The sequence below is a fragment of the Pyxidicoccus xibeiensis genome (assembly GCF_024198175.1).
GTDB classification, from domain to species: Bacteria; Myxococcota; Myxococcia; order Myxococcales; family Myxococcaceae; genus Myxococcus; species Myxococcus xibeiensis.
Genome location: NZ_JAJVKV010000002.1, coordinates 576,557 through 602,989, shown reverse-complemented (window position 1 = coordinate 602,989; position 26,433 = coordinate 576,557). Strand labels below are relative to the sequence as shown.

Sequence of the window (26,433 nt, the reverse complement as noted above, 5' to 3'; positions counted from 1 at the left end):
GACCCCATGACGCCACGACGCCGGCCGCACGCACGATGCGGGCATGTCGCTCGACGGGGCGCATCCGAAGGCCCTCAAACGGAAAGTAACGCCGGCTTCCGCTGAAGCCGCACCGGCCGGGTGCCCACCGCGCCTGCACTTTCAATGCATGGCAGGCGCGGGTCCTCCAGACCACGAAACGGACCGGGCGCGGCCTCGGCGTCAGTGCAACCCTGATACCCTTGCCGCGGCCCTCAGGCCCCGCACCGTCGCGGGGCTGGCCTCGAAGGAGTCCTCCATGTCCCCCCGTCGTGCCCTCCCCTGGAGCTTCGCCCTCCTCCTGTCGTTCGCCGCCGCCGTCTCGGCGGAGCCCTCCACCACGGAGGCCAGCCAGTCCGAGCCCGCGCTCTACTCCAGCGAGGAGCTGCGCTCGGAGACGAGCGAGCCCCAGGACGCCTCCAGCCTCATCTGCCTCTCCGTCCGGTGTTCGTCCGCGAGCGAGTGCTGGAATGCCTGTCCGAGCGCGAGCAGCGTGAGCTGCACCTTCAATGCGTGCCGCTACACCTATCCCGGCGGTGGAGGTGGAGGTGGCGGTCCGACCTGCCCGTCGTCGCGCTGCATCGACGACTCCGACTGCGTGTGCAGCGGGCGGCAGGGTTACTGCGATATGCGGGCCTGCCGGTACTGACTGCCCTCCTCGAAGGACGCAGAGCGGACAGCCTGCACGCCGCCCGCAGGCAATCCTTCGAGGAGGTCCGGAATGGCGTCAGGGTGCGGGGGTGATGGTCACCGCCGCGCTGCCGCTGGAGGGGATATTGACCTTGGCGAGGACGGCCGTCTTCGAGCCCGGCACGTCGTACTGCGCCTCCACCGTCGCTCCCGACAGGGCGTACCGGCCCCGGGCCATCACGAACTTGACGCGCCCGTTGTAGAAGTTGAGTGGCAGGCCGTTGGTCACCCGCGCCACGTTCGTCGTCTGCGTGCCGTCATTGGCCCGGTCGAACGCGAGCGACACCTTCGGCGCGCCCCAGTCACCGTAGAGCGTGAAGACATTCTTCCCCGTGCCGTGGTTGGTGGCCTGCGGGGCCTGCCAGCCGCCCGCCGGGGTCCGCTCGAAGTTGAAGAAGGCCGAGGTGTAGTAGTTCTGGGCCGAGCCGACGCTGAGCTTCGGGAAGGGCGACGTCCCGAGGACGGTGGTGCTGTGGTTGTGCCCCACGAGCAGCAGGTTCGCGGGGTACGTGGCATCCGCCACGTCAATCCACGCATCCGGGTAGTGCTGCGCGACGAGCCGGTACTTCACGGTGGGGTCCGAGAAGGTCGCCTGGAAGTCCGCCTTCGCCCAGTCGTAGTAGTCCCGATACGTCAGCTCGTTGGACATGACGTAGAACGAGCCCATCCGGAACGAGTAGACGCGCTGGCCGATTTCACGCTCGTACACCGGACGCCACTCGGCGCTGAAGATGTAGCTCGAGTACCCCACGTCGTGGTTGCCCGTCGTCGAGGCGGTGGCGACGCGCCAGGTCCTGAGCCCCTCACGCCACATCCGCAGGCGCCGGGTGGACAGGTCCATCCCTCCCCACCCGGTCGCATTGTAATAGACGTGACTGTTATCACCCGTGATGAGGACGAAGCGGGGGTTGATGACATTGAAGACGGGGGCGGCCCACTTCATCGCGTCCACGCTGCCGTTGCCCGGGCCGGTGGCCCCGTTGGGGCTGACGGCGGTGACGTCCCCCACGTGCTGGTCGCTGATGTGGAGGATGTAGAACGGCTCCTCGAAGCTCTTCACCGCCTGCAGCGAGCGCTCGGACTTCGTGCCCGGGCCCGTGGCGTGGACGACCTCCACGTCGAACAGCTCGGGCGGCAGGTCCGCCGGGACGGCCAGGGTCAGCCGCCAGCCGTTCTCCTTGCCGTGGTGGATGGGGCCGTACGTGGCGGCCGTCACCGCCGCGGGCCAGCTCCGCAGCTCGTTGCGCAGGGCCGCGGCAAACCCGGTGGGCGACAGCGTGGCAGGCCCCCGGACCTCCGCCGAGAAGCTGCCTCCCGGCGTCGCGAAGGCCGGGTTGTGCGGCCGGGGCACCCAGAGGTCCAGCGCGCCCGCCGCGCACACGCCGCAGTCCGCGGGGCACCCGGTGCAGGCCTCCCCCGCCGAGCACGTCTGGTCGCCGCAGCCCTGGGCCGCATCGTCGGTGACGACCACGAGCTGCGGGCTCTGCGCCCCCGTACGCGACGAGAAGTCCGCCCCGTCCTGGGACATGGGGATGAGCGCGAAGTCGATGCTGCTCCTGCCGCGCACCTGCGCCGTGACGTCGTACTCCACCCAGGTGTTCAACGTGACGGCGCCCAGGTCTCCCACGGCGGCGCCGACACGCGCGGGCCGCTGGTTCCAGGTGATGCCCGTCTCCGTCCAGCCCGCACCTGCGAGGAAGAGCTGCGGTCCATCCGGGGACGGGTCGACGACGTAGAGCCGCAGCGTGGCCCGCTGGATGGGCGCCGTCCCACCCGCCAGGTTGAAGCGCAGGAAGGACTCGTAGGCGATGGCGGCCTGGTCCACCAGCAGCGTGGGGGTGGTGCCGAAGTTGGTGTCCGGGTTCGAGGCGTCCACCGTGGCATCCGCCACGGGCTGCAGCACGGTCGTGCTCACGCCTTGCGAGACAGCCTCCACGGACGAGGGGGCCTCCGGCGCTTCCGCCGGAGAACAACCTGCCAGGAGACTGAATGAGAGGGAGAATGAGAGGAATTGCCTGACAGGGGTGTGCTTCCGATGTCCGAGCATGATGCCTCCTGAGGGGCATGAACCGGGGGGGCGAAAACTAGAAACACGTGAACAACCTGTCAATCGCTCACATGAAATCCATTGCTCTTGCACTTGTGAAACACGACACCCTCCGCGGCAGTACTGACCGGCGCCCGAGAAACCGCGGCCGGGCTCACTCCGTATCGGTCATCTGGCCGAGCTGTACACTTGCAGGTGGATTGCGTGCATACTTCCGGTACGGGCGGCGGCAGTCAGGCTCAGTCCGCTCATGAACCGCAGTCGCAGAGGGGGAAGCAGATGTCGAATCGGATTTCGCAGGGAGGCACTTTCCAACCCGCGCTGTTGAAGAAGGCTGACGGTCCCAGCGCGCCCTCGTCGGCGACGCGCCCGACTCCGCAGCCAGGCGTGCAACCCGCGCCCACTTCACCGTCCGATGGGTTCGACCTCGGTGGGCCCGTCGACTTCTCAAAGGTGCTCGGGATGCCCACCTCCGCGGTGGGGGGCGGAGTCCAGGCCGCCTGCGGCCGCGGTGGCCACGTCACGGGCCCCAAGGACGGGAAGTCCAGCGACACCAACATCAGCGATACCGGGCAGAGCGGCGTCTGCACCTTGCCGCCCATTGCCCATTGATGAGTCCCAGGTCAGCGCGGTGGTACGCGCGCCGACAGCCACTTCGCCACATCGGCGGCGGCCAGGTCGTGCCGCTGACGTGACCGCCCGTAGTCGGTCACCGCGCCGCGCGCCTCATCCAGCGCGGCGCTGCGCTGCCCGTTGAGCCAGAGCGCCCGGGCCAGGACGAAGCGCGTCTCGGCCACGTCGGCGGGGTCGGCGCCTTGGGTGCCCCACAAACCGAGGGCCCGCCGCGCGGACTGCTCGGCCGCCGCGCCCTGCCCCTGCTCCACCTGCGTCCGCGCCAGCCCGGTGAGGATGTCCGGCAGCGATCCGCCTCCCGAGGCAGCCGCCGCCTGCTTCATCCGGGCTGCCGACTCGAACAACCGCTGCGCCTCCGCCCATCGCCCGCGCGCCGACAGCGCATGTGCGAGCACGGACTCGTAGTACGTGAAGTCCACGTGCCCCTCGGGAAGCTTCGCGCGCGCCATGCGCAGCGCACGCTCCGCATACTCGAGCGCCTGAGCGAACTCGCGGCCGCGCAGCTCCACCAGCGACAGCTCGGCGTAGGCTTCCGCGACCTCCAGGCTGTCGTCACCGGAGCCCCGGCGCGCGAGCTCCAGCACCCGGCGCAGGTCGACACGGGCCTCGTCAAAGAGCCCCATGTCCTGGAGCAGGATGGAGCGGTTGGTCAGGGGGATGGCCAGGTCCGGGTGGTCCGGGCCATCCAGCGCCTCCAGGAGCCGAATCGACCGGTCGTAGTACGCCCTTCCCGCGGAAGCATCGCCCTGGCGCCGTGCCACACGGCCCAGGCTGGAGAGCAGCGACCCCACCGCCGGGTGGCTGGGCCCCACCGAGCGCTCCAACGCGGAGAGCGCCTGCTGGAAGACCTCCTTTGCCTCCGCGTCGCGATTGGCGGCGTAGAGCAGCGTGCCCCACTGAAGGAGGGCCCGCGCCGTGTCCGGGTGCTCATCGCCCAGCAGCCGGCGGTAGGCGGCGACGGCCTCCGCGTTGAGCTTCACCGCCTCCTCCGCGTTCCCCTGCGCCGACTCGAGCCCGGCGCGGTTGGTGAGCAGCCGCGCCGCGAGGACCGGCTCTCCGCCCACGCGCTCGAGCGCCGCCGCCGCGAGCTCGACCGCCAGCCGCGCCTCGTCGAAGCGCTTGAGCCGCCGCCCCGTCGTGAACACGTAGTCCGTCCACGCTCTCGCCGCGAGCAGCTCGTGCCGCCCCGCCTCCGCCGCCACCGCCGCGCGCCGCAGCGTCTCCACCGCGTCGCGGACGAGCCCCGCATCGTGCTGCGCCAGCGCGTGCAGGTGCAGCACCTCCGCCTCCACCGGCCGGTAGCCCAGGGCCTCCACGTCCTTGCGCAGCGCCTGGACGGGCTCCATCACCTGGCGGAAGCGCCCTGCTTCGCGCTGCGCACGCAGCTCGACCAGAGCCAGGCGCGCCTCCTCCACCTTCGTCCGCAGCGCGGCGTCGGAAGGAGGGGGCGTGGGCGAGGCGGTGAGCACCGCCACCTCGCCACACGCGTCCAGGTCCGGGAGCGCATGGGCCATGCTCAGCGAGCGGGAGACGACCTCCCGGTCCGCCGCGCGGTACAGCGAGGACAGGGACTTCAGCGCCTGAAGGCTCCGCGCGAGGCAACGGTCCTGCTGCCAGAGCGTCTCTTCGGGCAGCCGGTCCTCCACCGCGGCGCGGCACACGTCCCGGCGCAGGCCCAGCCACCGGTCCGCGTAGCCGCCCACCACGTCCCGCGCGGCGCCCCAGGCCGCGTCCGCGTGGGGCAGCCGGGTGCCGGAGAACGCCTGGGTGATGGCACCCACCGCCGCCGAGTCCCAGATGCCACCGAGCGCCTGCTGCTGCGAGTCGCAGGCCGCCAGCCGGCTGTGCCGCGAGTACTCCGGCGCGGCAAAGGCGGTGGCGGCCCCGAGCACCACCACCCCGGCGACCGCGAGCCGCGCGCGCCTGCGCCCCGCGTCCCGAGAGAGCTGCCGCAGCAGCTCGTGCATCGACGGATGACGGCGCGACGGGTCCGGGACCAGCCCCCGCAGCACCACGGCCTTCAGCCAGCCGGGGACCCGGGCCCCCTTCCCCGCCGGAACGGCGCTGACCCTGCCGAGCGTGATGTTCTGGCAGACCTCGTCCACGCTGTCGCCGCTGAAGGGGCGCGCGTCGAAGAGGGCTTCGAAGAGCGACGCGCAGAAGCTGAACTGGTCGGAGAGCGCGTCGACGGTGCGCCCCGCGAGCTGCTCGGGCGGCATGTAGGCCGGCGTCCCCATGATGCGCCCGGGACGGGTGAGCTTGAGGTCCAGCGCGCCCGAGCTGGCTCCGGCGACGGCGGGCTCGGGGCGCGCGGCGTGGGCCCCCGAGGCCTGCAGCACCAGCCCGAAGTCGGTGAGGCGCGCGCGGCCGTCCTCCCCCACCAGCAGGTTGTCCGGCTTGATGTCGCGGTGAATCAGCCCGTGGGCGTGCGCGGCCTCGAGCCCCCGTCCGACCTGCACGAAGACGTCCACCACCTCGCGCCAGCCTCGCGGCGCCTGGAGCAGCCACTCGCGCAGGTTCCCTCCGCGCACGTACTCCATGGCGATGAACAGGCCACCGTCCCACGTCCCCACGTCGTGGATGCCCACCACGTTGGGATGCGCCACCCGCGCCATGGCCTGGGCCTCACGCTGGAGCCGCGGCTGCGCCTCGTCCCCCAGCAGCGCGACCAGCTCGCTTCGCAGCAGCTTGACGCACACGGTGCGGTCCAGCTCGGGGTCCCACGCGGTGTAGACCACCCCCATCCCGCCCTCCCCCAGCGGCCGCAGCACGACGTAGCGACCTATCCGGGTGCCCTGCGCCAGTCCCCCGCGCGGGGCCTGCGAGGGCTCACGGGCACTGTCGGGGATGGCGGCCGGCCGGGCCCTGCGCGCGCGCCCCGGCGACAGCGGCACCGTGCGCTCCGGGTCCCCCGTGTCGTCCACGTCAGCAGCGCCGGCATTCAGCCACTGCGCCAGCAGCTCGCGGCAGGAGGCACAGGAAGCGACGTGCGCGTCGATTTCCGCGCGCGTCGCTTCAGACAGGTGGCCACCGGCGTAGTCCAGCAGCGCGTTTTCATCGAGGCAGCCCATGGGTGCGCGCGGGCCTACCGCTGGAACAGCTGACTCATGCGCAGGTCCAGGTCGCTGCGCAGCAGGCGGATGATGCTCTGCAGCTCCGCGGGGCTCAGCCGGTAGCGGTCCTTCATCAGGCGCAGCGTGTGCTTCACCATGGCCTCGCGGGCCGAGCCCAGCCGGCGGCTCATCGTGGCGCGGTGCACCTGGTAGTACTGCGCGAGCTGCTCCACCCCCACGCCATCCGCGAAGTGGAGCCGCAGGAGCGTCTTCTCCTGCGGGTCCAGTGCCTCCAACGCGGCCCGGAAGCACTCGGCGAACTCGCGCTGGTGACGGCGGCGGAGGTAGTCGAGCTCCGGGTCCGCGCGGTCCGCCGGGAGGTTGAGCAGCGCGTCATCTCCCTCCTGCTGGCGGGCGGGGCCCTTCAGGTTCAGCGCGTCGCGGATGACCGCGGCCCGCACCCAGCCCACCAGCGGGCCGCGGCCCGAGTAGTCCAGGATGCGGGGCCGCTCGCCCACGAACAGCTTCTGCCGGAGCTGCTGGGTGAGCTCCTCCCGAAACTCGGGTGACGTGGCCATCCGCTCCGCGGCCCTGACGGCTTGTGCCAGGACCTTCTCGTCGAAGCGGCGCAGGGCCAGCGGCACCTTCCGCGCGCACGCGAAGGCGAGCAGCAGGTCTCCCACGTGCAGGGTATCGAGGCTCTGCTCCACCGGAGTACCGGGCAGGAGCCGCTCCGCCATGAAGGCGACGAAGTCCCCCGCGGGAACCTCCAACTCCGGCCACGCCTCCGCCGCCTGGGTGAGCCGGGCCTGGAGCCGGGCCTCGAGCGCCGCGCCGTCGAGGCCGGTGGGGGCCACACCGTCCGGGAGGTGTTCGGCGAAGACGGCTGCCAGGTTCTGGGCCGGCGTGGGGAGCACGGCCGCACTCTAGTGGATGCGAGGCCGGCACCTGCAGGAGCCTGGGCGCCCTGCCGTACAAGCCGCGCTGAGGCCGCGGAACCCACGAGGTCACCCCGGCACGGGCGTTCAGGCAATCCTGAGGAGGCGGTTAATTCTTCCGCCTCTGCTAAAACTTGACACCCGAGATGAACTCGATTTCACTTGGAACTTCCAACGGTGCAGGCAGCTCGCTGCGCTGTTGGAAATTGCAGTCCCACACCAGGCAAGGAGCATCCCATGCAGATCAAGACCAAGGTTCGCGGCGGTCCCCGTAGCTGTGGCGGCACCCTCTGCCCCAACTGCCAGATCCCGTAGTCTGCGGCGCGGGAAACCGCGCATGTAGCGCAGTTCAGTCGCCGGTGGGCCTCGTGCCTGCCGGCGACTTCGCTTTTTCAGGCCCGAGGGGCACACCATGGACAGTCCTCTACTCGGAACGGCCCTGTTCGCCGTCCCCGTTACGGCGCTCTACGGGGCGCTCAACGCCTTCCTCACGATGGGCCTCGGCGTCAACGTCAGCCGCGTGCGCGGCAAGTACAAGACGTTCCGCGGGGACGGTGGCCATGCCGAGCTGCAGGCCGCCATCCGCGCGCACGGCAACAACGTGGAGCACGTTCCCCTGGCGCTCTTCCTGCTGTTGGTGGCCGAGCTGAGCGGCGGAGGCTCGGCGGTGCTCCATGTCTTCGGCGGCGCGCTGCTCGTCGCGCGGCTGGCGCATGCCTTCGGCCTGCTCAGGACCAGCCGCGTGCAGGTGGTGGGCGCGCTGCTCACCCTCCTCGTCCAGGCGGGGCTCGCCGGCTACGCGCTCTGGCTGCGGCCCTGGGGCTGAGCGCGGCCGCCTCCCGGCGCGAGCTGACGCGCCGCGAAGGGCTCTGACACGCGTGTCCCCAGTGGAGAGGGCTCGCGCGTGCCAGGGCTGGCACGTTCCCCGCCACGCCGGAGCGCTGCCTCCGGCGCGTGCGCGCTCAAGTCCCCGGAAACGCGGCTCCGCGCGGCCATGAAGGCTCCTGGCACCGACCTTGCCCTGGGCAGGGCTCAGCACCCCAACCCAGGAGCGACACACGATGCGCAGAGACAGAACCGGAACCTCCCCGAACCCCCGCTGGACGTCGGGCCTTGCCCTGCTGATGGGCGCGGCCGCCCTGTGGGGCTGCGACGGAAGCGGCGCCGCGAGCGCCGTGCCCTACGGCCAGGAGGAGGTTCGCACGACGTCCCAGCGGCTGAGCTACGGCGACCACACCTATGTCATCTCCGCCACGCCGAAGGCCTGGCCCGACGCGGTGAAGGCCTGCGCCGACCTGGACATGGGGCTGTTGACGCTCGACAACGTCGAGGAGGAACAGTGGGTGGCGACGCAGGCGGCCACGGTCTCCAGCGAGCTCTGGACCGGGTTCAACGACCGCGGCAGGGAGGGCACGTGGACGTGGTCGGAGGCCCCGTCGAGCTACGTCCACTGGACCCCGGGCGAGCCCAACGGCGGCACGAACGAGAGCTGCGCAGTCCTCCTCACTGCCACGGGCACGTGGAACGACCTCCCCTGCACCGCCCCCCGGCCCTTCATCTGCGAGAGCGCTCCCCCCACGCCCGCGCAGTTCAACGGGCACCCGTACCTCTTCTACACGCTGAAGAAGCCCTGGGCGCAGGCGCGGACCACCTGCCTGAACCAGGGCTACGACCTCGTCTCCATCAACGACGGCGCGGAAGACACCTGGCTGAAGTCGCAGGTCCCCGCCGGTCAGGCGTCGTGGATCGGCTTCAATGACCAGTTCAGGGAAGGGACCTGGCGGTGGTCGGACGGAATGGCGCCGACCTATCTCAACTGGCGCCGGAACGAGCCCAACAACACGGGCGGCTACGAGCACTGCGCCGTCAACAACGTGCCGCCCGTGGGCACGATTCCGGGGGGCGGCTGGAACGACATCCACTGCGGCGAATACACCACCTTCGTCTGCGAGCGCTCCAATCCGCCCGAGGGCTACGAGCACTTCGTCTACGAGGCCACGGGGACTGCGTCGGCGACCCAGGCCACGGCGGACTTCGAGTTCCTGCTCGAGGCCGGACAGACGCTGGAGATTGGCACCTGCGGCATACCGACCGCGTCTTCGACGGGCGACACCTTCCTGCGCATGCTGGGACCGGACGGCCTGGAGGTGACGGCGAATGACGACGACTGCAAGAGCGGGGGCTCGCGAATCCGCTACCGGGTGCCCGCCTGCGGCACCGGTGCCTACGTGCTGAAGGCCGGCTGCTTCGAGAACGGCACGTGCAGCGGGCGGCTCGTCTTCCGGGTCCTCCCGCCGCCGCAGCCTCAGCCCTGAGGGCCTCGCGGCGCGACCGGCTCGGGCGTCAGGACGAGCCCGTCCAGGACGCCATAGGCGTAGAGCGCCGCGAAGGCATAGGCCCCGACGAGGTAGGAGATGTTGAGCCCCCGGGCCGTGCGCGCGTCCTCGGCGGAGTACCTGCCGTCGGGGCCTCGCAGCGACAGCGCCGTGCCCAGCGAGGCCGCGGACACGGCGAAGGTGAGCCCCTGCGTCACGGCCAGCACCGTGCCCTTCGTGGGCCGGCCGTGAATCAGGTGTCCCACGCCGAAGGGCACCAGGTACCAGCCACGCGAGGGCGGACGTGGTTGGTACAGGGCCATGCTCGTCGTCGCTGGCCGGGGCCTCACGGTGGCCGGGGGCGGTACGAGCACGGGCGGACGGCGCTGGGCCGCCCGGTCGGAGATGCGTTGCCGGTGTACGGTGCGCACGCGCTCGACGAAGGCAATGAAGTCGGGCGGGTATACCAGTGGGTCCAGCTTCGCGTCGGGGTCCACCGCGAGCCCCTCCACCACTTCCTGCTCTGCCCGGGCCGGGTCTTCACCCGCGTGGTACGTGGCGGCCAACAGCAGGTGGGCCTCGGCCTCCTCGGTGGGGTTCTTCAGCTGGAGGGGGTGGAGCAGCGCCTCCAGCGCCGTGCGGGCCCGCGCCAGCTCACCGGACTGATACGCCTCGCGGGCGGGCCCGAGAGCAGAGGAGGACGCCAGCACCAGGGCGACGACGAGTCCCGTCATGGCCCGCGCCCCAGCACCACTTCGGTCCGCGCGCCCGCGACCACCTCGATGTCCTTTCTCAGCACCGCTCCTCCAGGTCCCCGGGCCGAGACCACGTGCCCCCCATGCCCGAGCCGCACGGGCCCGCGAAGCGGCGCCACGCCGACTTCCACTCCGTCGACGAAGACCCGCGCACCGGCGGGCGCGAGGATGGACACCTCCGCCTTGAGTACCTGGAGGTTGAGCTCTCGCGACACCGTCTCTCTGGCCGAGACCTGGATGACCTCCTCCACGGCTTCACACAGCGGGTTCTCGAAGCGAAGCCGGTGCGTGCCCGGCGACAGGCGCACCTCGCGGACGCGGGGCGTGTAGCCCCGACTCTGGCCGTCCACGAAGACCTCCGCCCACGGACGTGCCACCACGGTCAGCGTCGCATACGCCTGCGGCTCGGTGAGCGGAGGAGCGACAGGTGCCGCAGCCGGCTCCACCGCGCGAGGGTCGATGGGCGCTGACGCCACGGACTCGGGACGGCTGGGCTCCGCTCCCGCTGGCGGCGTGCGCGAGGAACGGGACGTGCGTGATGGCTGGGTGTGCGAGGCCAGCTTCGTGGGAGCGGGAGTGGACCGGACCGGCGCGGCCGTGAGCGGCGGCACGGGCTCCGTGGGGCGACCCGTGGCGCGGTCCGGCGTGAGCGAGGGAGTGGCTTGGACCGGCGCGGCCGTATGCGGCGGCGTAGTCTCCGTGGGGCGACCTGTAGCGTGAGAGGGGGCTGGCTCCGTCGTCGCGCGAGTCGCTCGCTCCGGAGCGAGCGTAAGCCCCAATGAGTTCCCCTCTGTGTCCACGCGAGGAGCCGGGTCCGCACCTGGAACGCGAGGCGAGGCGTCCCCTTCCCCGGATGTGCCATGCGCCGACCCTGACGAGCGCACGGGCGGCGAGGTGCCCTCTCCAGCATGCGTGCCACGGTCCGACTCCGACGCGGGAACCCGCGGCGACACAGTCTCCATGGCAGCAGACGCGAGAGCCTGCGCAGGCGGAGCGAGCGGCTCCGTCCCGCCGCGCCACGGCCCCCATCCCCAGACCGCGAGCGTCGCGAGAAGTCCTACCAGCGCGACGCTCCCACCGAGCACCTTCGTCCTGCGCATGCCCGGCCGCGTGCGCAGGAGCGCCAGCACCTCGGACGCGCCTGGACGGAGCATCAGCGCTGCGTTGAGGAGCCTCGCGGCGCGGGCGCCCTCCCCGGCGGCCAGCAGCGCCCTTCCCTCCCCCACCAGTCGCTGGAACCGGGCCTCCCGCCACCGGGCGGCGTGCGCCTCAGGCTCCAGGAAGAAGCCTCGTGAGACCTCGGCGGGAGGGCCGGCCAGCCGCGCCACCACCGCCTCCAGGCCCGCGGCCAGCTCCGCGCCATTCGCGGGCCGGTCGCGCGAGTCCCGCGCGAGACACCTGTCCACCAGCGCCGTCAGCGGCTCGGGAGTTCCCGGTGCAGCCTCGGCCAGCGGCGGCGCGTCCCGGGTCATCACGGAGACCGCGAGGTGCGCGCTGCCCTTGCCCGCATGAGGCGTCGTGCCGGTGCACAGCTCGAAGAGAATCACTCCCACCGCGTACACGTCCGACGCCGGAGACCACGCGCCCGTGTCGATGCGCTCGGGCGCCATGTACGCCAGCGAGCCCGTGATGGCCCCGGTGCTGGTGAACCGCTCCTGGTCCTCCAGCGCGGCGATGCCGAAGTCGGCGAGCTTCAGCGGGCCACCCTTCGACACCAGCACGTTCTCCGGCTTCACGTCCCGGTGCACCACGCCGCGCGCATGCGCGGCCTCCAGCGCCCGGGCCAGCTCCCAGCCCACCACCGCCGCCGCCTCGGGCGGCACGGGCGCGAGCCGCCGCGCCAGCTCGCGCAGGCTCTCTCCCTGGACCCACTCACACACGAGGAAGGGGCCTCGCGCGGCGTCCTCGCCGAAGTCGTGGACCTCCAGGACGTTGGGGTGCTTGAGCGAGGCCACCAGCTCCGCTTCACGGCGGAAGCGCTCGGCGCGCCGGCCATCCTCGCCCGGGTGCATCACCTTCACCGCCACCCGGCGCGCCAGCCGGAGGTCCCTGGCCAGGAAGACGGTGGCCATGCCCCCACGCCCCAGTTCCTGCTCCAACTGGTAGCGCCCGGCCAGCAGTTCGTCCTTCATCGCGAGCGGAGTCTAGAGACGTCGTGCCAGGGGGGCAATCACGGGGCCCCTTGCCCAAGTCGGCAGACGCGGAGGCTGCTCCGAGGTATCAGCTCGCACGAGCCCGGCGTGCCGCCGGGACAGTCCCCATCCGAACTGCAGGGCTGGTGGCACCGCTTCGCGCCGCCCGCGTCCGCGACGCAGAAGCCGCAGCGGGTGCAGTCCATGGAGGTCTCACAGTAGTCGCCCAGCGTCTCCGGAACTCCAGAGGTGCACTCCTCGACGCAGAGGTTCTCCGGGCCGCACCGGTAGCCTGGTGGGCAGCCGTACGAGCAGCTCATCTCGCAGCGGCTCTCCTCGCAGCTCGCGTACGGCTGGCACGAGCCGAAGCCCGAGCACGTCTCGGTGAGTCTCGGCCCCGGCACGCACACGTCTTCCAAGCCGTCGCAGCGCTGGTCGTCCGGACACTCCGCGTCCGCGACGCATGACGTCCCACAGGGCTCGTCTTCGCAGACCAGGTCCTCTTCGCGCACCTCGATGTCGAGCGGACACCCGAGCAGCGTCAGCAGGGCGAGGCACGCGAGGAGCGACAGGACGGGGTTGCGCATGAGGAGGACAGGAGTATTCCAGGCCACGGGAGGAAGGACAGCCCCGGTCACTCCTCCTCGCCCAGGTAGCGAAACACGGACCGCAGCCCGATGCCGAGCGCCCGTGCCGCCTCCTTCTTGCTGCCCCCATTCCGGGCAATGGCCTCGCGCACATAGCGCAGCACGAAGGCATCCCTCGCCTCGTCCAGGGGCAGCAGGGGCGCGGCGTCCGCCGTCAGCTCCAGGTCCTCGACGCCGATGAGCTCCGTCGAGGAGAGGATGGCCGCGCGCTTCACCCGGGACACCAGCTCGCGCACATTGCCCGGGAAGGGGTGACCCCGCAGCGCCTCGGTGGCCTTCTGGGTGAAGCCCCTCGCGCGCCGGTCCTCCTGCTTCAGCACGTGGTGGGCGATGAGGAGCACGTCGTCCCCGCGCTCGCGCAGGGGAGGCACGTCTACGCGCACCTCGTCCAGCCGGTAGAGGAGGTCCTCCCGGAAGGTGCCCTGTGCAACGCGCGCCTTGAGGGGCTGGTGCGTGGCGGAGATGACGCGCATGTCCACCTTGCGCGGCCGGCTCTCTCCCAGCCGCGTCACCTCGCGCTCCTGGACCACGCGCAGCAGGCGGGACTGGAGGGCGAAGGGCATGTCGCCGATTTCATCCAGGAAGAGCGTGCCGCCGTCCGCCGCCTCCACCAGCCCCGCCCGGTCCGTCCCCGCTCCGGAGAAGGCGCCCCGCGTATGGCCGAACAGCTCGCGCTCGATAAGGGACTCGGGCAGGGCCGCGCAGTTGATGGCCACCAGTCGCCCACGCCGCCCGCTGCGCCGGTGCAGCGCGCGCGCCACCTCCTCCTTGCCGGTGCCCGTCTCTCCCTGGATGAGCACGTGGAGGGACGTGGGGCCCAGGCGCTCCACCTGCCGGTAGAGGTGGCGCATGGCGTCGGACTCGCCGATGAGCCCTTCGAAGGTGGCCGCGGCGATGCGCTGTGTGAGGTTGTCCACGCGCGCACGCAGCTCCGTCAGCTCGTGCGAGGTGGCCAGCAGCAGCGCGGCCAGCGAGGACAGGGCCATGGCCTCCTCCAGGTGCACGGAGGAGAACGGAGCCGTGCCCACGCGGCGGCCGAGGTACACGGCGCGAAGCGGGGCCGCGCCCACGCGCAGCGGGAGCACCAGGGCGGAGGTCAGGCGCAGGGCCACCACGCTGGGCGCCCCGGCCAGCGCCGCATCCGCGGCCACGTCCTCCACCAGCACCGGCGTGCCCGAGGCCATGACCTGCTCCACCAGGCTGTCCGCCACCGCCGCCTCCGGCACCGGGCCCGTGGCGCACAGCACCTGGCGCCGGGGTCCCTCCACCGACACCAGGAAGCCCACGTCCGCGCCCGTCACCTCGGCGAGCCCGCGCATGGTGGCGTCCAGCAGTTCCTCCGCGGGGCGCTGCGCGAGCAGTCGGGAGGCAAAGCCTGTCAGCACCGCCACGAGCTGCCCGCGCGGCGCGGCCTCTCCGGGGCCACCGCGTGCCGGTGGAGGTGCCTCGCCGGAGGAGCCGAGGGTCAGCGTGGCCCGTCCCACGACGAAGGTGTCTCCAGGCACCAGGGGGGCCAGGTCCACGCGCTTGCCCCGCACGCGCACGTCACAGCCCTTGCCGGCGGTGGACACCGACCAGCCGCGCTCGTCCCGGAACAGCAGGGCGTGGCTGGCCTTCAGGCCATGCGCCGGCAGGACGATGTCACAGGCCGGGTCGGCGCCCACGGACACCACGGGCTTGTCCAGGGCGACCTGACGGCCACCGGGCAGGGTCAGCAGGAACGGCATGGCAGGTATATCGCACGGACGGGCGGGCCGCGGCACCGGCCCCGGGAGCGCGGACACGGTAGAGTGCGTCCCCATGTCCACCCGATTCTTCGACACGTACCCCGAGCTCGTGACCGACAAGTTCCGGCTGCGCCAACCCACGCTGGAGGATGTCGAGCCGCTGGCCGCCATCTACTTCCAGTCCGTGTTCGGCCGGTACATCATCGGCGACCCGCCGGGTGGCGTCGCGAAGATGCACGAGAAGGTGGCGCGGGACCTGGAAGCCATGAAGCGCGGCGAGGTCTTCCGCTGGGTCCTGTGCGAGCGCGGCCAGGAGGTACCCCTGGGAAACCTGGGGCTGTTCAACTGGAACCAGCACAACCGGAGCGCCGAGATAGGCTACGTCATCAGCATGTCCCTTTGGGGACAGGGCGTGATGAAGGAGCTGATGTCGGCGGTCCTCCGGTTCGGCTTCGAGGACATCGGGCTCCACCGCGTCGAGGCCCATGTGGATCCGAGCAACGGCGCCTCGCTGCGTGTCCTCACCCGGGCGGGCTTCCAGCAGGAGGGCGTGCTGCGGGAGAGCTTCGCCGTGACAGGGGGCTACCGCGACACCGTCGTGCTCGGAATGCTGGAGCAGGATTGGCAGCGCTGAGGCTTCAGCGCCGGAAGCGGGCGGCGGCCTCCTTCTCGTATGCCCCCACGTCGCGGTAGTAGCGCTCCACCTCCGCCTGCATCGCGGGCTGGGTGTAGACCTCCGGGCGTGGGTGCTCGATGGCGTCGAGGATGACCTTCGTCGCGTCCTCGACGCTCTGCGCTCCCGGGAGCACGCGCGAGTCCGGGCCTCCGCCCAGCGCATTGCTGCCGAACTCCGTGGCGACGATGCCCGGCATCACCACGGTCACGGTGATGCCCGGGTGTGTCGCCTGGAGCTCCATCCGCAGGCACGCGCTGAGGGCGTTGAGCGCATGCTTCGCCGCGCTGTACGCGGAGCGGTGCGGCACGGTGGGCAGCCGCGCCAGTCCGCTGGAGATGTTGACGAGCTGCCCGGCGTTGCGTGACTGGAAGTGCGGTAGCGCCGCCTGCATTCCGTAGAGCGCGCTGTTCACGTTGGCGCGCCACATGGAGTCGAGGTCCTCGTCCGTCAGCTCCGCCACGGAGCGGGTGATGCCGCGCCCGGCGTTGTTCACCCAGACGTCGATGCGGCCGAAGCGCGCCAGGGCCGCGTCGCGCAGCCGCTCCATGTCCGCGCGCCGGGTGGCATCGGTGACCACCGCGAGCGCTTCGCTTCCAGAACGGGCGGCGACCGCCTCCAGCTCCTGTTGACGGCGCGCGGCGAGGACCAGCCTCGCGCCCTTCCCTCCCGCCTGCCGCGCCAGCTCCTCGCCGATGCCCGCACTCGCTCCGGTGATGACGATGACCTTGTCCATGAACGGAATGTAGCCACGCGAGCAGGCACGCAGCGGTGCTTCGATGCCCCGGCAGGCGTGCATCCGGCGTCACTGTCCATTACCCACACCCGGCACGGGAGCCCGGAGCAGGCCACGTCGCCGTGGTACCCTCCGCTCACGCCTCACCCGAGGATGACGCCGCATGCCGTTCCGCCTCTTCTCCTTCTCTCTGCTCATCGGGCTCGGTGCCGTGCTGGGCCACCTCTACCTCTACCGGAGGCTGGTGCGGCAGCTCCTGCACGGCCGCCTGCCGAGGTTCCTGGCAATCGGGGTCTTCGTGCTGATGACGGGGGTGCTGGGTTTCCGGCGCACGTTGCTGGACGCCCTCCCCGAGGGCATCGCGGGCACCGTCACCATGGCGACCTACACGTGGATGGGCGTGGCGCTCTGTCTGGTCATCGCGCTCCTGACGCTGGACGTGGGACGGGGCCTCGTCGCCGTGGTGCGACGACTCCGGGCCCGGCCGGCCGCGGCTGCCGCTGAAGTTCCACGGGAGCCCTCGGAACCGCCTGCCGTGGATGAGGAGCGGCGGCGCTTCCTCGGACAGGCGCTGGCGGGCGGGGCCTTCGTCGCGGGTGGCGGGCTGGCCGCGTACGGGAGCTGGCGGGCCTTCTCGCCGCCGCTGGTGACCGAGCTGGCGGTGAAGATTCCGAAGCTGCCCAAGGCGCTGGACGGGCTCAGCATCGTGCAGCTCACCGACATCCACGTGGGCCACTTCATCCAGCAGCGGTACATGGACGCGCTGGTCCAGCAGACCAACGCGCTCCGCCCGGACCTCGTCGCCATCACCGGCGACCTGGTGGACGGAGACGTCCACTCTTTGGGCGGGTTCGTGTCCTCGCTCGGGAGGCTGAAGTCGCGCTTCGGCAGCTACTTCGTCACCGGCAATCACGACTACTACTCCGGTGATGACGAGTGGACGGCGTTCCTCCAGTCGCTCGGCATCCAGGTGCTGCGCAACCGCCACGTGTCCATCGGTGACGCGGGCGGCTCGTTCGACCTGGTGGGCGTGGATGACTGGAGCGGCGGGCGAAGGCGCAACAAGAAGGGCTATGACCTGAACCTGGCGCTCCAGGGGCGGGACCCGGACCGGGCCTCGGTGCTGCTCGCGCACCAGCCGGCGAACTTCAAGGTCGCGGCGGAGCGCGGCGTGGACCTCCAGGTCTCCGGCCACACCCATGGCGGGCAGCTCGCGCCGATGACGCTCTTCATCGGGCTGGCCTGGGAGCACTCGGCCGGGCTCTACCGGCACGCCGACTCACACATCTACGTCAGCCGGGGCTGCGGCTTCTGGGGGCCGCCGATGCGCGTCGGCAGCCCGCCGGAGATCGTGAAGCTGGTGCTGACGGCCTGAGCTCAGGATGCGCGCACGCGGGGCGTGTAGCGCCAGAACCGCTGCTTGTGCCCGCAGCTCCCGCATGAAATCCGTACGACGAACTCGCCGCCCTGCACGTGCGTGGCGGGCGACAGCGTCTGGCTGACCTCGTCGACTGCGTCGTGCCCGCACTTCTCGCAGGTGACACGGCGCGAGGTGGCGGTCATCGCGTGGCGAATCACGGCGCCGTGCTCGCACGCCCCGCACCACCAGACGTGATAGTCCGCCGTGCCGAGCCGCTCCTCGTGCCGCTGACCTTCGTCCAGGTGCGGGTCCTCCGACTCCTCGTCGAGGAGCACGCGCGCCTTCCCACACCGGTCGCAGCGGCTCGGGTCCGGAGTCGTGCTCCGGGAGCGCTTCCACAGCACGCCGATGACGCCCGCGGTCGCGACGGCCAGCACCGCCGCCAGCATCATGACAGGGGCTCCAGCTCCACCTGGTGCAGCGCCGCGCCGGTGAGGTCGTGGAGCGCCACCGTGAGGGCGCCCGTCTTCCCGGCGATGCGCACGCTCCCGAAGTATTGCTGCCCATCCCAGGGCGCAGCGTTCATCACAGTGCCGGGACGGTGCCAGCGCACCTCCGGGCCAAACGTCTCATCCAGCGGGTTGGGGCCGAAGGTGCCCGCGTGCAGCGGCCCCGCGACGAACTCCCAGAACGGGTCGAAGTCGCGGAAGCGCGCGCGGTCCGGGTGGTAGTGGTGCGCGGCCGGGTAGTGCACGTCCGCCGTGAGGAAGAGCACGTTGCGCACCTTGCGCGCCTTGAGGAACGACAGCAGCTCGGCCAGCTCCAGCTCGCGTCCCAGGGGCGCGCCAGGGCCGTTGGCCCACGCCTCCATGTGGTGGCCGTCCTCGTGCTTGCCGTCCGCGACAATCAGCCCCAGCGGCATGCTGGTGGCAATCACCTTCCACGTCGCGGTGGACGCGGCCAGGGCCGCCTTCAGTCCGTCCAGCTGCGCGCGGCCCAGGAAGGTCGTCTCCGGCCCGGGGCGCTCCTGACGGTTCGTCGTGTTCGGCCCCCGGAAGGCGCGCACGTCCGGGATGAACACGTCCAGGTGCGGCCCATACGCGAGCTGCCGGTGGATGCGCCCCTCGGCGCGCGCCGCACCGCCCACGGGGGCGTAGTCGAAGAACGCCTGCCGGGCCCGCGCCCCCAGCACGCCCTCGTCCGAGACCTGCGTGTAGCGCGGGTCCGCCGCGAGGCTGCGGCCCGGGTACCAGTTGTTGCGCACCTCGTGGTCATCCCACTGGTACGCGATGGGCACCTCCTTCACGAAGGCGCGCAGGTGCTCGTCCAGCAGGTTGTAGGCGAAGTTGCCGCGCAGCTCGTCCAGCGTCTCCGCCACCTTCGACTTCGCGGGGGTGACATGGTTCTTCCACACGCGGCCATCCGGCAGGCGCACCTCGGGCAGCAGCGGGTTGTCCGCGTAGATGGCGTCCCCCACGTGCAGGAAGAAGTCGGGGCGCAGCGCACGCACGGCCGCGTAGCCCCGGTACCCACCCCACTCCGGGTTGATGCCCCACCCCTGCCCGCACACGTCCGCGCTCCAGGCGAAGTGCACGTCCCTCGCCGCGTCCGGCGCCGTGAGGAAGCGCCCCTGCCACGCCTCGCCCGCGCGGCCACCGTCCTCCGCGAGCACCCGCACGTGGAGCTCGCGCCCGGCGGGCAGTCCCGTGAGGTCCACCACGCCGGTGAAGTCCGACGCACCCGTCAGCGCCGGGCCCTCCACGCGACGCACGCCCTTCAGGAGCCGGGGGTCCTCGCTCCACTCCACCACCAGCCGCGAGGCCCGGTCCGCCTTCCCCCACACCGTGACGGCCCCGGCACGGGCGTCTCCCAGCTGGGCCCCCAGCGGCAGTCCCGGCCCGGGGCGAGGTGCGGGCGCGCGGGTCGCGGACGGAGCCGCGCAGCCGGCGGCGGCGACCACGAGCCCCTGGAGCACGGTGCGGCGGGGAAGCACAGGCATGGTGCGGGCCTCCAATCGAGAGGTTCACAGGTTAACAGCCGTGCCTTCTCCTGGGCTCACCAGTCGTCCCTGGCGTTGCCGAACTTCTCCCCCGGAAACGCCTGGTCGGTCAGCTGACCCAGCAACGGGAATTTGAAGGTGCCGCCGTCGAGGCCCTCCCGCTTCTCGTTGAAGAACAGGACCTCCCCGCAGGTGAAGCACACCACCGCGTCCACCCAGGTGTCCCCCCGCTGGAAGCGCAGGGCGATGTCGTGGCTGAAGGAGCACATCAGCCTGCCCCGCTTGTCCTTCTTGACGTCCTGCGGCGGCACCCAGCTCTTCGCGAGGGCCTGACGCTCCGCCTCCGTGAGCACCGGGCCCTCGTGGGTGAAGCCGAACGAGCCCGCGCGGGTCCACTTCACCGGCTGGGTCCCGGCGTCCTGCCCCGGGGGCACGGGCACCGGCCGGGCGCTGAAGATGCGCACCGTCTCCGGCTCCCGGATGAACCGGGCCAGCTTTGCATCGGGGCCGTCTGCATCCGCACCCGGGGTGGGCGTGCAGGCCAGACAGAGCGCGAGGACGACAAGGGGGGAAATCTTCATGGTGCCAGGAGCCTGTCACGCCGGAGCGCCCGGAAACCAGGGGAGCAGGCTCGGACATGGGGGTCGGCAGACGAGCGACTTCGGGTATGCTCCCGCCACCATCAGGACCCGTGAGGGCGGGTCCGCTGGACACTCTCAATGGCAGTGCGGAACCGGGTCGGGGGGCATCTCCAGGCCCGCTCGAAAGGCTCACACATGAAGCGACTGGGAAGCGTCGGTCTGATTCTCGGAGTTCTCGCCCTGGGTCCCGTGGGATGTAAGGACGAGAAGGCGGAGGCCGCGAAGTCGCATCGCATCCGCGGCACCGACCACCTCAGCAAGAAGGAGTACGACAAGGCCACCGCCGAGTATGCCCTGTCGCTCCAGGCGGATCCCACGCAGGAGAAGGTCTGGGAGAAGAAGGCCTTCGCCCACCTCCAGCTCGGTCAGATGAAGGAGGCCGAGGAGGCCGTCCTGAAGATCCTGGCGATGAAGGCCACGCCGGCGGAGAAGGCCGAGACGTACCGGACGCTGGCCAGCATGCACATGACGGGCGGCACCACCGAGGATGCCGAGCGCAACTTCAACAAGGCGCTGGAGATCGACCCGAAGGACGAGGCCTCGCTGGGGTGGATCGCGGAGATCTACGCGCAGCGCGGCGGCGCCCGTTCCATGACGGCGGCCATCGTCAAGGCGGACCTGGAGAAGTCGCTCAACTATTACGACCAGGTCCTGGCCATCAACTCCAACTCCGCCAACACGTACCTCAACAAGCGCGTGGTGATGGGCCGCCTCATGGAGTACGAGCGCCAGCAGAAGGAGATGGCGCTGTCCGAGGCCGCGGAGAACGCCAAGGACAAGGCCGTCGTCGACGAGGCCAACGCCCGCGCCGCGGAGCACCAGAAGCGCATGGACGAGTTCCAGGTGCAGTTCGCGGAGATGACCAAGAAGTTCAGCGAGGCCCAGAAGGCCGCGAAGACCGGCGGCGCCCAGCCGGCCACGGCGACCAACAAGCCGTAGCCGTCCAAGCCGACGCCGCCACACCGGAGGGCCTGGGACCGCGAGCCGGTACCAGGCCCTTCGTTCATTGCGCGCCCTGCCCGCCCGCGCGAATGTCCACTCATCGAGCCTTGCAGAATTCTTCCCGCCTCCCCGCGCGTGCACGGCCTACGCTTTGAGGCTCAACAACCTCGCAGGGAGCCAGGCGAATGGACATCCGAGCAGCGGTGGCGCTCGCGGCGGGAAAGCCGCTGAGCATCGAGACGGTGCACCTCGAAGGACCGAAGGCGGGCGAGGTGCTCGTCGAGCTGAAGGCCACCGGCATCTGCCACACGGATGAGTTCACCCTGTCTGGCAATGACCCGGAGGGGCTGTTCCCCGCCATCCTCGGCCACGAAGGCGCGGGCGTGGTGGTGGACGTGGGGGCCGGCGTGACGTCCGTGAAGAAGGGCGACCACGTCATCCCGCTGTACACGCCCGAGTGCCGCCAGTGCAAGTCGTGCCTGTCGCGCAAGACGAACCTGTGCACGGCCATCCGCGCCACGCAGGGCCGCGGGCTGATGCCGGACGGCACCAGCCGCTTCCGACTGGGCCGCGAGCCGGTGCACCACTACATGGGCACGTCCACCTTCGCGCAGTACACGGTGCTGCCGGAGATTGCCGTGGCGAAGATTCGCGAGGACGCCCCGTTCGACAAGGTCTGCTACATCGGCTGCGGCGTGACGACGGGCATCGGCGCCGTCGTGTACACCGCGAAGGTGGAGGCGGGCAGCAAGGTGGTGGTGTTCGGCCTGGGCGGCATCGGGCTCAACGTCGTGCAGGCGGCGCGCATGGTGGGCGCGGACCAGATTGTCGGCGTGGACATCAACCCGGCGCGCAAGGCCATGGCGGAGAAGTTCGGCCTCACCCACTTCGTCAACCCCAAGGAGGTGGAGGGCGACCTGGTGCCGTACCTCGTCAACCTCACGGGCGGCGGCGCGGACTACAGCTTCGAGTGCATCGGCAACGTGAACACGATGCGGCAGGCGCTGGAGTGCTGCCACCGGGGCTGGGGGGAGAGCATCATCATCGGCGTGGCCGGCGCGGGGCAGGAGATCAAGACGCGCCCCTTCCAGCTCGTCACCGGGCGCGTGTGGAAGGGCAGCGCCTTCGGCGGCGCGCGCGGCCGCACGGACGTGCCGAAGATCGTCGACTGGTACATGGAGGGGAAGATCAACGTCGACGACCTCATCACCCACACGCTGCCGCTGGAGGACATCAACAAGGGCTTCGACCTGATGCACCGGGGCGAGTCCATCCGCAGCGTGGTGAAGTACTCATGACGGCCGCGCCCACGCTGCTCAGCGAGCACCGCTGCTTCGGGGGCACCGTCGGCTTCTACCGCCACGCCTCGGAAGCGTGCGGCGGCGACATGCGCTTCGGCGTCTTCGTCCCGCCCCAGGCGCGGGAGCGGAAGGTGCCCGTCCTCTACTACCTCGCGGGCCTCACCTGCACGGAGGACACGTTCCTCATCAAGGGAGGCGCGCAGCGCGTCGCGGCGGAGCTGGGGCTGATGCTGGTGGCCCCGGACACCAGCCCGCGCGGCGCCGGCTACCCCGGCGAGGACGCGTCCTGGGACTTCGGCGTGGGCGCGGGCTTCTACCTGGATGCCACGCAGGCGCCGTGGTCCTCGCGCTACCGGATGGCGACGTACGTCACCCAGGAGCTGCCCGCGCTCATCGCCCTGCACTTCCCGGCCCGGGCGGACCGAGAGGGCATCTTCGGCCACTCCATGGGCGGCCATGGCGCGCTGGTGTCCGCGCTGCGCAACCCCGGGCGCTACCGCTCCGTGTCCGCCTTCGCCCCCATCACCGCGCCCATGCGCGTGCCGTGGGGACAGAAGGCGTTCCGGGGCTACCTGGGCGAGGACGCGCAGGCGTGGCGCCAGTACGACGCCACCGAGCTGCTGCGCGGCTCGAAGACGCGCCTGCCCCTGCTGCTGGTGGACCAGGGGACGGGGGACAAGTTCCTCCAGGAGCAGCTCAAGCCGGAGCTGCTGCGCGAGGCCTGCGAGGCCGTGGGCCAGCCTCTGAACCTGCGCATCCACGAGGGGTACGACCACGGCTACTACTTCGTCTCCACCTTCATGGAGGACCACCTGCGCCACCACGCCGCGGCGCTGAACGCGTAGCACAGCGGGCCGGGCAAGGCTGCGGCCCTGCCCGGCTTGCGGGATGATGGGGGCATGAGGAAGAAGCAGTCCCGGACGGTGGACGTCTCGCAGGTCCTGCGCGAGAAGCTGAGGAACGCCAGGGGGCCCGTCGTCCCCCTCTCCCACGAGGGCGCGCACCCCAGCACGCAGTGGATTGCGTACGCCGTCTTCGGAGCATTCGCGGCCGGCGCCGCCGTGTTCGGGCTCCTCGTGCTCTTCGTGATGTACAGCATGCCGAGGGAAGGCGGCTACGTGCTGCTGGGGTTCAGCGCGCTCATCTTCGCCGTGCTCGTGGCGGACTGGCGCAAGAGGAAGCGCGAGGGCGTTCGGACCGCCGAGTCGCTGTTCGGGGGACGGCGCTCCCCGGAGATACAAGCCGCCGTGGAGCGCTTCCGCGCCGCCACGGACGTGCCGCTGTGCGTCGCCGTGCGGAACCACGTCCCCGGTATCGCGGCGGGCACGCTGCGCATCTTCGAGCAGCGCCAGGCCGACGGAGCCCTGGACGCGCGAGGCGTCCTCATCGTCCTGTCGGCGGCCTCGGGTGGGTATGCCCTCTGCCTCGGTGAGGCGCTCGCGAAGCAAGAGCCCGAGCTGAAGGAGCTGCTCTACTCCACGGTGAGGTTCGCACAGGGGAGACACGCAGCAGCCGTGGCGGCCTGGCTCGACGTGCTCGGCCCGCAGGCGGGCCACTTCTGGCCCGTGCGCCCGGACGTGCCACGCAAGCAGGAGGCCGTGCTCGACATCGAGGCCCCGGGGCCGCCGCCGGGCTAGCCGAGGATGACGTCGCCCTCCCCGAGCGCGTCACTGGCCTCCCTCCACCGCGGTTCCTGCCAGCGCATTGACCTGGGCAGGACGATGTTTCTTCGCCACTCGAACAAAGACTAAAGTGGCGCGCATGAACCGCTCCCTCGCGTTCTCATCGCTCGTGGTGTTCATGCTGCTGGGTTGTGACCCTGCCGGGTCCGGCCCGGAGGGCTCGAAGCCGGGAGATGCGGGAACCCAGGTGCAGGTGGATGCGGGCACGGACGCCGGCACGCAGCCGACCGATGGCGGCACTCCGCCGCCACCGCCGGCCAAGAGCGCCAAGCGCGGCATCGCCTTCGACCTGGCGACGCCGGCGGACCTGGCCGCCGTCTCTCCCGGAGTGAGCTGGTGGTACAACTGGAGCCCGGAGCCCCATCGGAACGTGCCCGCGGACTACCGGACCCGCTACGGCATGGACTTCATTCCGATGCTCTGGAACGGGAACTTCGACGCCGCGCGCATCGAAGGCATCCTCAAGGCCAATCCCCACATCCAGTACCTGCTGCTCCTCAACGAGCCCAACCTGTCGGACCAGGCCAACATGTCGCCCCAGGACGCGGCGCGGCTGTGGCCCCGGTACGAGGCCGTGGCGGCCAATACCGGCGTCAAGCTCGTCGGCCCGGCGATGAACTGGGGAACCGTTCCGGGCTATTCGGACCCGGTGGTCTGGCTGGATGCGTTCTACGCGACCTACCGCGCGGAGAATGGCAACCGCGCCCCCCGCATCGATTACCTCGCGTTCCATTGGTACGACTACGGGCTCGCGGGCCAGTTGGACCGGCTCAAGAAGTACGGCAAGCCGTTCTGGGTCACCGAGTTCGCCAACTGCCACACCCAGCGGGACGGCGCGCAGATTGACTCGGTGGCGAAGCAGAAGGCCCAGATGGCGGAGATGGTGGCCGTCTGCGAGAGCCGGGACGACGTGTTCCGCTACGCCTGGTTCACGGGACGGTGGACGAATGACCCGTGCTTCGCGAGCCTCCTCGGGGCGCCGGGAGCGCTGTCGGAGCTGGGCACCCACTACCTCACCCTGCCCTTCGAGTGACGCGCGAGGCCGGGTGACAGTTCCCGGCAAGGGCGGTGTTCCCTTCCCAGCGTCGGCCCTGGTGGCCGGGCGCCGGGAGAGCTGGAACATGCGCATGGACAGGCACGGAGTCTGGGCGGGCCTCGCACTGCTGGCCGCGGTCATCACCGGGTGTGTGGACGGCCCTATGTCGAGGGCAGCGGCCACGTGGTGGTGGAGGAGCGGCAGACCTCGGACTTCAAGGGCCTCGTGGTCGAGGACGGCATCGAGGCCGTCGTCATCGTGGAGCCCGGGCAGCCGACCCAGGTCCGCCTCGTGGGCGATGACAACCTGGTGGCGCTGCTCCGCACGGAGTCCCGGTACGGAGATGAGCTCCGCGTGCACTTCGCGCCCGGGGACGTCGGCGCATGGGACTCGCGCAACCCGCTGCGCGTCGAGGTGAAGGTGCCCCGGCTGGAGTCCGTTACCCGCTCGGGTGGAGGCGTGATGGACATCGGCGGGACGCTCGACTCCGAGTCCTTCTCGCTCACGGCGAGCGGGGGCGGGAAGCTCCGCGTGAGCGGCCTGGACACGCACGACCTCGACCTGGTCCTGAGTGGCGGGGTCGACGTCACACTGGAGGGCGAGGCCACCGAGGTGACGAGCGTCATGTCGGGAGCGAGCACGCTGCGCGCCCGGGAGCTCTCCGCCCATGAGGCCACGCTGCAGTGCAGCGGCGGTGGGGACATCCAGCTGCGCGTCTCGGACACCCTGCAGCTGAGCGCCTCGGGCGCCAGCAAGGTGCGCATCGTCGGGCAGCCCACCGTGCTCTCACGAGAGCTCAGTGGGTCCTCCAGCCTCACGTTCGAGTAGCCCGGGCCTACCGGCGCCGCCGGCCTCCGCCGAAGAGCACCATCAGGATGCCACCCGCCAGGGCGGCGCCTCCGCCCGCGAGGTACAGCGTGGTCTTCTCGGTGTTGCGGCCGGTCAGGACCTGGGTGGCCCGCTCCGCGAGCGAGTCCCTCGCCTGCAGCCCGGTCCACAGCAAGACCCCACCCGCGACGGCGAGCATCACTCCCACGAGCCGGACAACTCCCACGGTGCCTCCTTGACGTTCGCGCTGAGCATACCCGGGATGCTCCTCCTGCATGCT

At 71.0% G+C, this 26,433-nt stretch carries 24 protein-coding genes; 12 read left to right on the top strand and 12 right to left on the bottom strand.

The window, feature by feature from the left end; all coding sequences use genetic code 11:
* The first annotated feature begins 277 nt into the window (after nucleotides 1-277).
* On the top strand, nucleotides 278-667 hold the full coding sequence (locus LXT23_RS10495) for a hypothetical protein (RefSeq protein WP_253979977.1): 390 nt from the start codon (nucleotides 278-280) through the stop codon (nucleotides 665-667).
* Nucleotides 668-745: 78 nt separating this feature from the next.
* Here LXT23_RS10495 and LXT23_RS10490 read toward each other — a convergent pair whose 3' ends face one another.
* Entirely contained in the window at nucleotides 746-2,623 is a 1,878-nt protein-coding gene (locus LXT23_RS10490; RefSeq protein ID WP_253979976.1) for a CBM96 family carbohydrate-binding protein, read from the bottom strand.
* Nucleotides 2,624-3,217: 594 nt separating this feature from the next.
* On the opposite strand from LXT23_RS10490, the gene LXT23_RS10485 reads away from it, so the two are divergent.
* On the top strand, nucleotides 3,218-3,367 hold the full coding sequence (locus LXT23_RS10485; RefSeq protein ID WP_253979975.1) for a hypothetical protein: 150 nt from the start codon (nucleotides 3,218-3,220) through the stop codon (nucleotides 3,365-3,367).
* Between the two features lie 11 nt (nucleotides 3,368-3,378).
* On the opposite strand, the gene LXT23_RS10480 is transcribed toward LXT23_RS10485, so the two are convergent.
* Both LXT23_RS10480 and LXT23_RS10475 read right to left on the bottom strand, forming a co-directional pair.
* On the bottom strand, nucleotides 3,379-6,459 hold the full coding sequence (locus LXT23_RS10480) for a serine/threonine-protein kinase (RefSeq protein ID WP_253979974.1): 3,081 nt from the start codon (nucleotides 6,457-6,459) through the stop codon (nucleotides 3,379-3,381).
* A 14-nt stretch (nucleotides 6,460-6,473) separates the two neighbouring features.
* Nucleotides 6,474-7,358 (bottom strand): sigma-70 family RNA polymerase sigma factor, encoded by an 885-nt coding sequence (locus LXT23_RS10475; RefSeq protein WP_253979973.1) that lies wholly within the window; start codon nucleotides 7,356-7,358, stop codon nucleotides 6,474-6,476.
* 433 nt (nucleotides 7,359-7,791) lie between these two features.
* Between LXT23_RS10475 and LXT23_RS10470 the strand changes: the two genes are divergently transcribed.
* Nucleotides 7,792-8,205 carry an MAPEG family protein gene (locus LXT23_RS10470; protein ID WP_253979972.1) on the top strand — a complete coding sequence of 138 codons (414 nt, stop codon included), beginning with the start codon at nucleotides 7,792-7,794 and terminating at the stop codon, nucleotides 8,203-8,205.
* A 235-nt stretch (nucleotides 8,206-8,440) separates the two neighbouring features.
* Nucleotides 8,441-9,694: a C-type lectin domain-containing protein gene (locus tag LXT23_RS10465; protein WP_253979971.1), complete on the top strand. Its 1,254-nt coding sequence runs from the start codon at nucleotides 8,441-8,443 to the stop codon at nucleotides 9,692-9,694.
* On the opposite strand, the gene LXT23_RS10460 is transcribed toward LXT23_RS10465, so the two are convergent.
* Genes LXT23_RS10460 through LXT23_RS10445 form a run of 4 tightly spaced genes read right to left on the bottom strand, consistent with a single transcriptional unit; the run spans nucleotide 9,685 to nucleotide 14,955 of the window.
* Nucleotides 9,685-10,428: a tetratricopeptide repeat protein gene (locus tag LXT23_RS10460; protein ID WP_253979970.1), complete on the bottom strand. Its 744-nt coding sequence runs from the start codon at nucleotides 10,426-10,428 to the stop codon at nucleotides 9,685-9,687. The genes LXT23_RS10465 and LXT23_RS10460 overlap by 10 nt on opposite strands.
* Nucleotides 10,425-12,581 carry a serine/threonine-protein kinase gene (locus LXT23_RS10455; protein WP_253979969.1) on the bottom strand — a complete coding sequence of 719 codons (2,157 nt, stop codon included), beginning with the start codon at nucleotides 12,579-12,581 and terminating at the stop codon, nucleotides 10,425-10,427. The genes LXT23_RS10460 and LXT23_RS10455 overlap by 4 nt, the downstream gene beginning before the upstream one ends.
* Nucleotides 12,582-12,619: 38 nt before the next feature.
* Nucleotides 12,620-13,168: a latent transforming growth factor beta-binding protein gene (locus LXT23_RS10450; RefSeq protein WP_253979968.1), complete on the bottom strand. Its 549-nt coding sequence runs from the start codon at nucleotides 13,166-13,168 to the stop codon at nucleotides 12,620-12,622.
* Nucleotides 13,169-13,215: 47 nt separating this feature from the next.
* A complete protein-coding gene (locus LXT23_RS10445) occupies nucleotides 13,216-14,955 on the bottom strand; it encodes a sigma 54-interacting transcriptional regulator (RefSeq protein WP_253979967.1) in 1,740 nt (579 codons plus the stop codon).
* Nucleotides 14,956-15,028: 73 nt separating this feature from the next.
* On the opposite strand from LXT23_RS10445, the gene LXT23_RS10440 reads away from it, so the two are divergent.
* Entirely contained in the window at nucleotides 15,029-15,589 is a 561-nt protein-coding gene (locus LXT23_RS10440) for a GNAT family N-acetyltransferase (RefSeq protein WP_253979966.1), read from the top strand.
* A gap of 4 nt (nucleotides 15,590-15,593) precedes the next feature.
* Here the strand turns inward: LXT23_RS10440 and LXT23_RS10435 are convergent, their stop codons facing one another.
* A complete protein-coding gene (locus tag LXT23_RS10435) occupies nucleotides 15,594-16,364 on the bottom strand; it encodes an SDR family oxidoreductase (protein ID WP_323378919.1) in 771 nt (256 codons plus the stop codon).
* A gap of 163 nt (nucleotides 16,365-16,527) precedes the next feature.
* On the opposite strand from LXT23_RS10435, the gene LXT23_RS10430 reads away from it, so the two are divergent.
* A complete protein-coding gene (locus LXT23_RS10430; RefSeq protein WP_253979964.1) occupies nucleotides 16,528-17,739 on the top strand; it encodes a metallophosphoesterase in 1,212 nt (403 codons plus the stop codon).
* 2 nt (nucleotides 17,740-17,741) lie between these two features.
* Here the strand turns inward: LXT23_RS10430 and LXT23_RS10425 are convergent, their stop codons facing one another.
* Genes LXT23_RS10425 through LXT23_RS10415 form a run of 3 tightly spaced genes read right to left on the bottom strand, consistent with a single transcriptional unit; the run spans nucleotide 17,742 to nucleotide 20,304 of the window.
* Nucleotides 17,742-18,176 (bottom strand): hypothetical protein, encoded by a 435-nt coding sequence (locus LXT23_RS10425; protein ID WP_253979963.1) that lies wholly within the window; start codon nucleotides 18,174-18,176, stop codon nucleotides 17,742-17,744.
* Nucleotides 18,173-19,723, bottom strand: coding sequence for an alkaline phosphatase D family protein (locus LXT23_RS10420; RefSeq protein WP_253979962.1), 1,551 nt, complete (start codon nucleotides 19,721-19,723; stop codon nucleotides 18,173-18,175). Before LXT23_RS10420 ends, LXT23_RS10425 begins: the two co-directional genes overlap by 4 nt.
* A 56-nt stretch (nucleotides 19,724-19,779) precedes the next feature.
* A complete protein-coding gene (locus LXT23_RS10415) occupies nucleotides 19,780-20,304 on the bottom strand; it encodes a hypothetical protein (protein WP_253979961.1) in 525 nt (174 codons plus the stop codon).
* A 195-nt stretch (nucleotides 20,305-20,499) separates the two neighbouring features.
* Between LXT23_RS10415 and LXT23_RS10410 the strand changes: the two genes are divergently transcribed.
* The 6 genes from LXT23_RS10410 (at nucleotide 20,500) to LXT23_RS10385 (ending at nucleotide 26,153) form a co-directional block, all read left to right on the top strand.
* A complete protein-coding gene (locus tag LXT23_RS10410) occupies nucleotides 20,500-21,303 on the top strand; it encodes a tetratricopeptide repeat protein (protein ID WP_253979960.1) in 804 nt (267 codons plus the stop codon).
* 188 nt (nucleotides 21,304-21,491) lie between these two features.
* Nucleotides 21,492-22,604, top strand: a complete 1,113-nt coding sequence (locus LXT23_RS10405) for an S-(hydroxymethyl)glutathione dehydrogenase/class III alcohol dehydrogenase (RefSeq protein ID WP_253979959.1) — start codon at nucleotides 21,492-21,494, stop codon at nucleotides 22,602-22,604.
* Nucleotides 22,601-23,452, top strand: coding sequence for an S-formylglutathione hydrolase (gene fghA / locus LXT23_RS10400; RefSeq protein WP_253979958.1), 852 nt, complete (start codon nucleotides 22,601-22,603; stop codon nucleotides 23,450-23,452). The genes LXT23_RS10405 and fghA overlap by 4 nt, the downstream gene beginning before the upstream one ends.
* Nucleotides 23,453-23,506: 54 nt before the next feature.
* On the top strand, nucleotides 23,507-24,244 hold the full coding sequence (locus LXT23_RS10395) for a hypothetical protein (protein WP_253979957.1): 738 nt from the start codon (nucleotides 23,507-23,509) through the stop codon (nucleotides 24,242-24,244).
* Between the two features lie 124 nt (nucleotides 24,245-24,368).
* The gene (locus LXT23_RS10390; protein ID WP_253979956.1) at nucleotides 24,369-25,322 is read left to right on the top strand and encodes a glycosyl hydrolase; all 954 of its coding nucleotides are present in this window, start codon (nucleotides 24,369-24,371) and stop codon (nucleotides 25,320-25,322) included.
* Nucleotides 25,323-25,472: 150 nt separating this feature from the next.
* Nucleotides 25,473-26,153, top strand: coding sequence for a head GIN domain-containing protein (locus LXT23_RS10385; protein WP_253979955.1), 681 nt, complete (start codon nucleotides 25,473-25,475; stop codon nucleotides 26,151-26,153).
* Between the two features lie 7 nt (nucleotides 26,154-26,160).
* On the opposite strand, the gene LXT23_RS10380 is transcribed toward LXT23_RS10385, so the two are convergent.
* Complete coding sequence (locus tag LXT23_RS10380; RefSeq protein ID WP_253979954.1) at nucleotides 26,161-26,379, bottom strand: DUF3185 family protein; 219 nt, start codon at nucleotides 26,377-26,379, stop codon at nucleotides 26,161-26,163.
* Between the last annotated feature and the right edge of the window lie 54 nt (nucleotides 26,380-26,433).

Coding starts and splice junctions, on each gene's coding strand:
- LXT23_RS10495 (WP_253979977.1), top strand. CDS start 278: ATGTCCCCCCGTCGTGCCCTCCCCTGGAGCTTCGCCCTCCTCCTGTCG.
- LXT23_RS10485 (WP_253979975.1), top strand. CDS start 3,218: ATGCCCACCTCCGCGGTGGGGGGCGGAGTCCAGGCCGCCTGCGGCCGC.
- LXT23_RS10480 (WP_253979974.1), bottom strand. CDS start 6,459: ATGGGCTGCCTCGATGAAAACGCGCTGCTGGACTACGCCGGTGGCCAC.
- LXT23_RS10470 (WP_253979972.1), top strand. CDS start 7,792: ATGGACAGTCCTCTACTCGGAACGGCCCTGTTCGCCGTCCCCGTTACG.
- LXT23_RS10465 (WP_253979971.1), top strand. CDS start 8,441: ATGCGCAGAGACAGAACCGGAACCTCCCCGAACCCCCGCTGGACGTCG.
- LXT23_RS10460 (WP_253979970.1), bottom strand. CDS start 10,428: ATGACGGGACTCGTCGTCGCCCTGGTGCTGGCGTCCTCCTCTGCTCTC.
- LXT23_RS10455 (WP_253979969.1), bottom strand. CDS start 12,581: ATGAAGGACGAACTGCTGGCCGGGCGCTACCAGTTGGAGCAGGAACTG.
- LXT23_RS10450 (WP_253979968.1), bottom strand. CDS start 13,168: ATGCGCAACCCCGTCCTGTCGCTCCTCGCGTGCCTCGCCCTGCTGACG.
- LXT23_RS10445 (WP_253979967.1), bottom strand. CDS start 14,955: ATGCCGTTCCTGCTGACCCTGCCCGGTGGCCGTCAGGTCGCCCTGGAC.
- LXT23_RS10440 (WP_253979966.1), top strand. CDS start 15,029: ATGTCCACCCGATTCTTCGACACGTACCCCGAGCTCGTGACCGACAAG.
- LXT23_RS10435 (WP_323378919.1), bottom strand. CDS start 16,364: ATGGACAAGGTCATCGTCATCACCGGAGCGAGTGCGGGCATCGGCGAG.
- LXT23_RS10430 (WP_253979964.1), top strand. CDS start 16,528: ATGCCGTTCCGCCTCTTCTCCTTCTCTCTGCTCATCGGGCTCGGTGCC.
- LXT23_RS10425 (WP_253979963.1), bottom strand. CDS start 18,176: ATGATGCTGGCGGCGGTGCTGGCCGTCGCGACCGCGGGCGTCATCGGC.
- LXT23_RS10420 (WP_253979962.1), bottom strand. CDS start 19,723: ATGCCTGTGCTTCCCCGCCGCACCGTGCTCCAGGGGCTCGTGGTCGCC.
- LXT23_RS10415 (WP_253979961.1), bottom strand. CDS start 20,304: ATGAAGATTTCCCCCCTTGTCGTCCTCGCGCTCTGTCTGGCCTGCACG.
- LXT23_RS10410 (WP_253979960.1), top strand. CDS start 20,500: ATGAAGCGACTGGGAAGCGTCGGTCTGATTCTCGGAGTTCTCGCCCTG.
- LXT23_RS10405 (WP_253979959.1), top strand. CDS start 21,492: ATGGACATCCGAGCAGCGGTGGCGCTCGCGGCGGGAAAGCCGCTGAGC.
- fghA (WP_253979958.1), top strand. CDS start 22,601: ATGACGGCCGCGCCCACGCTGCTCAGCGAGCACCGCTGCTTCGGGGGC.
- LXT23_RS10395 (WP_253979957.1), top strand. CDS start 23,507: ATGAGGAAGAAGCAGTCCCGGACGGTGGACGTCTCGCAGGTCCTGCGC.
- LXT23_RS10390 (WP_253979956.1), top strand. CDS start 24,369: ATGAACCGCTCCCTCGCGTTCTCATCGCTCGTGGTGTTCATGCTGCTG.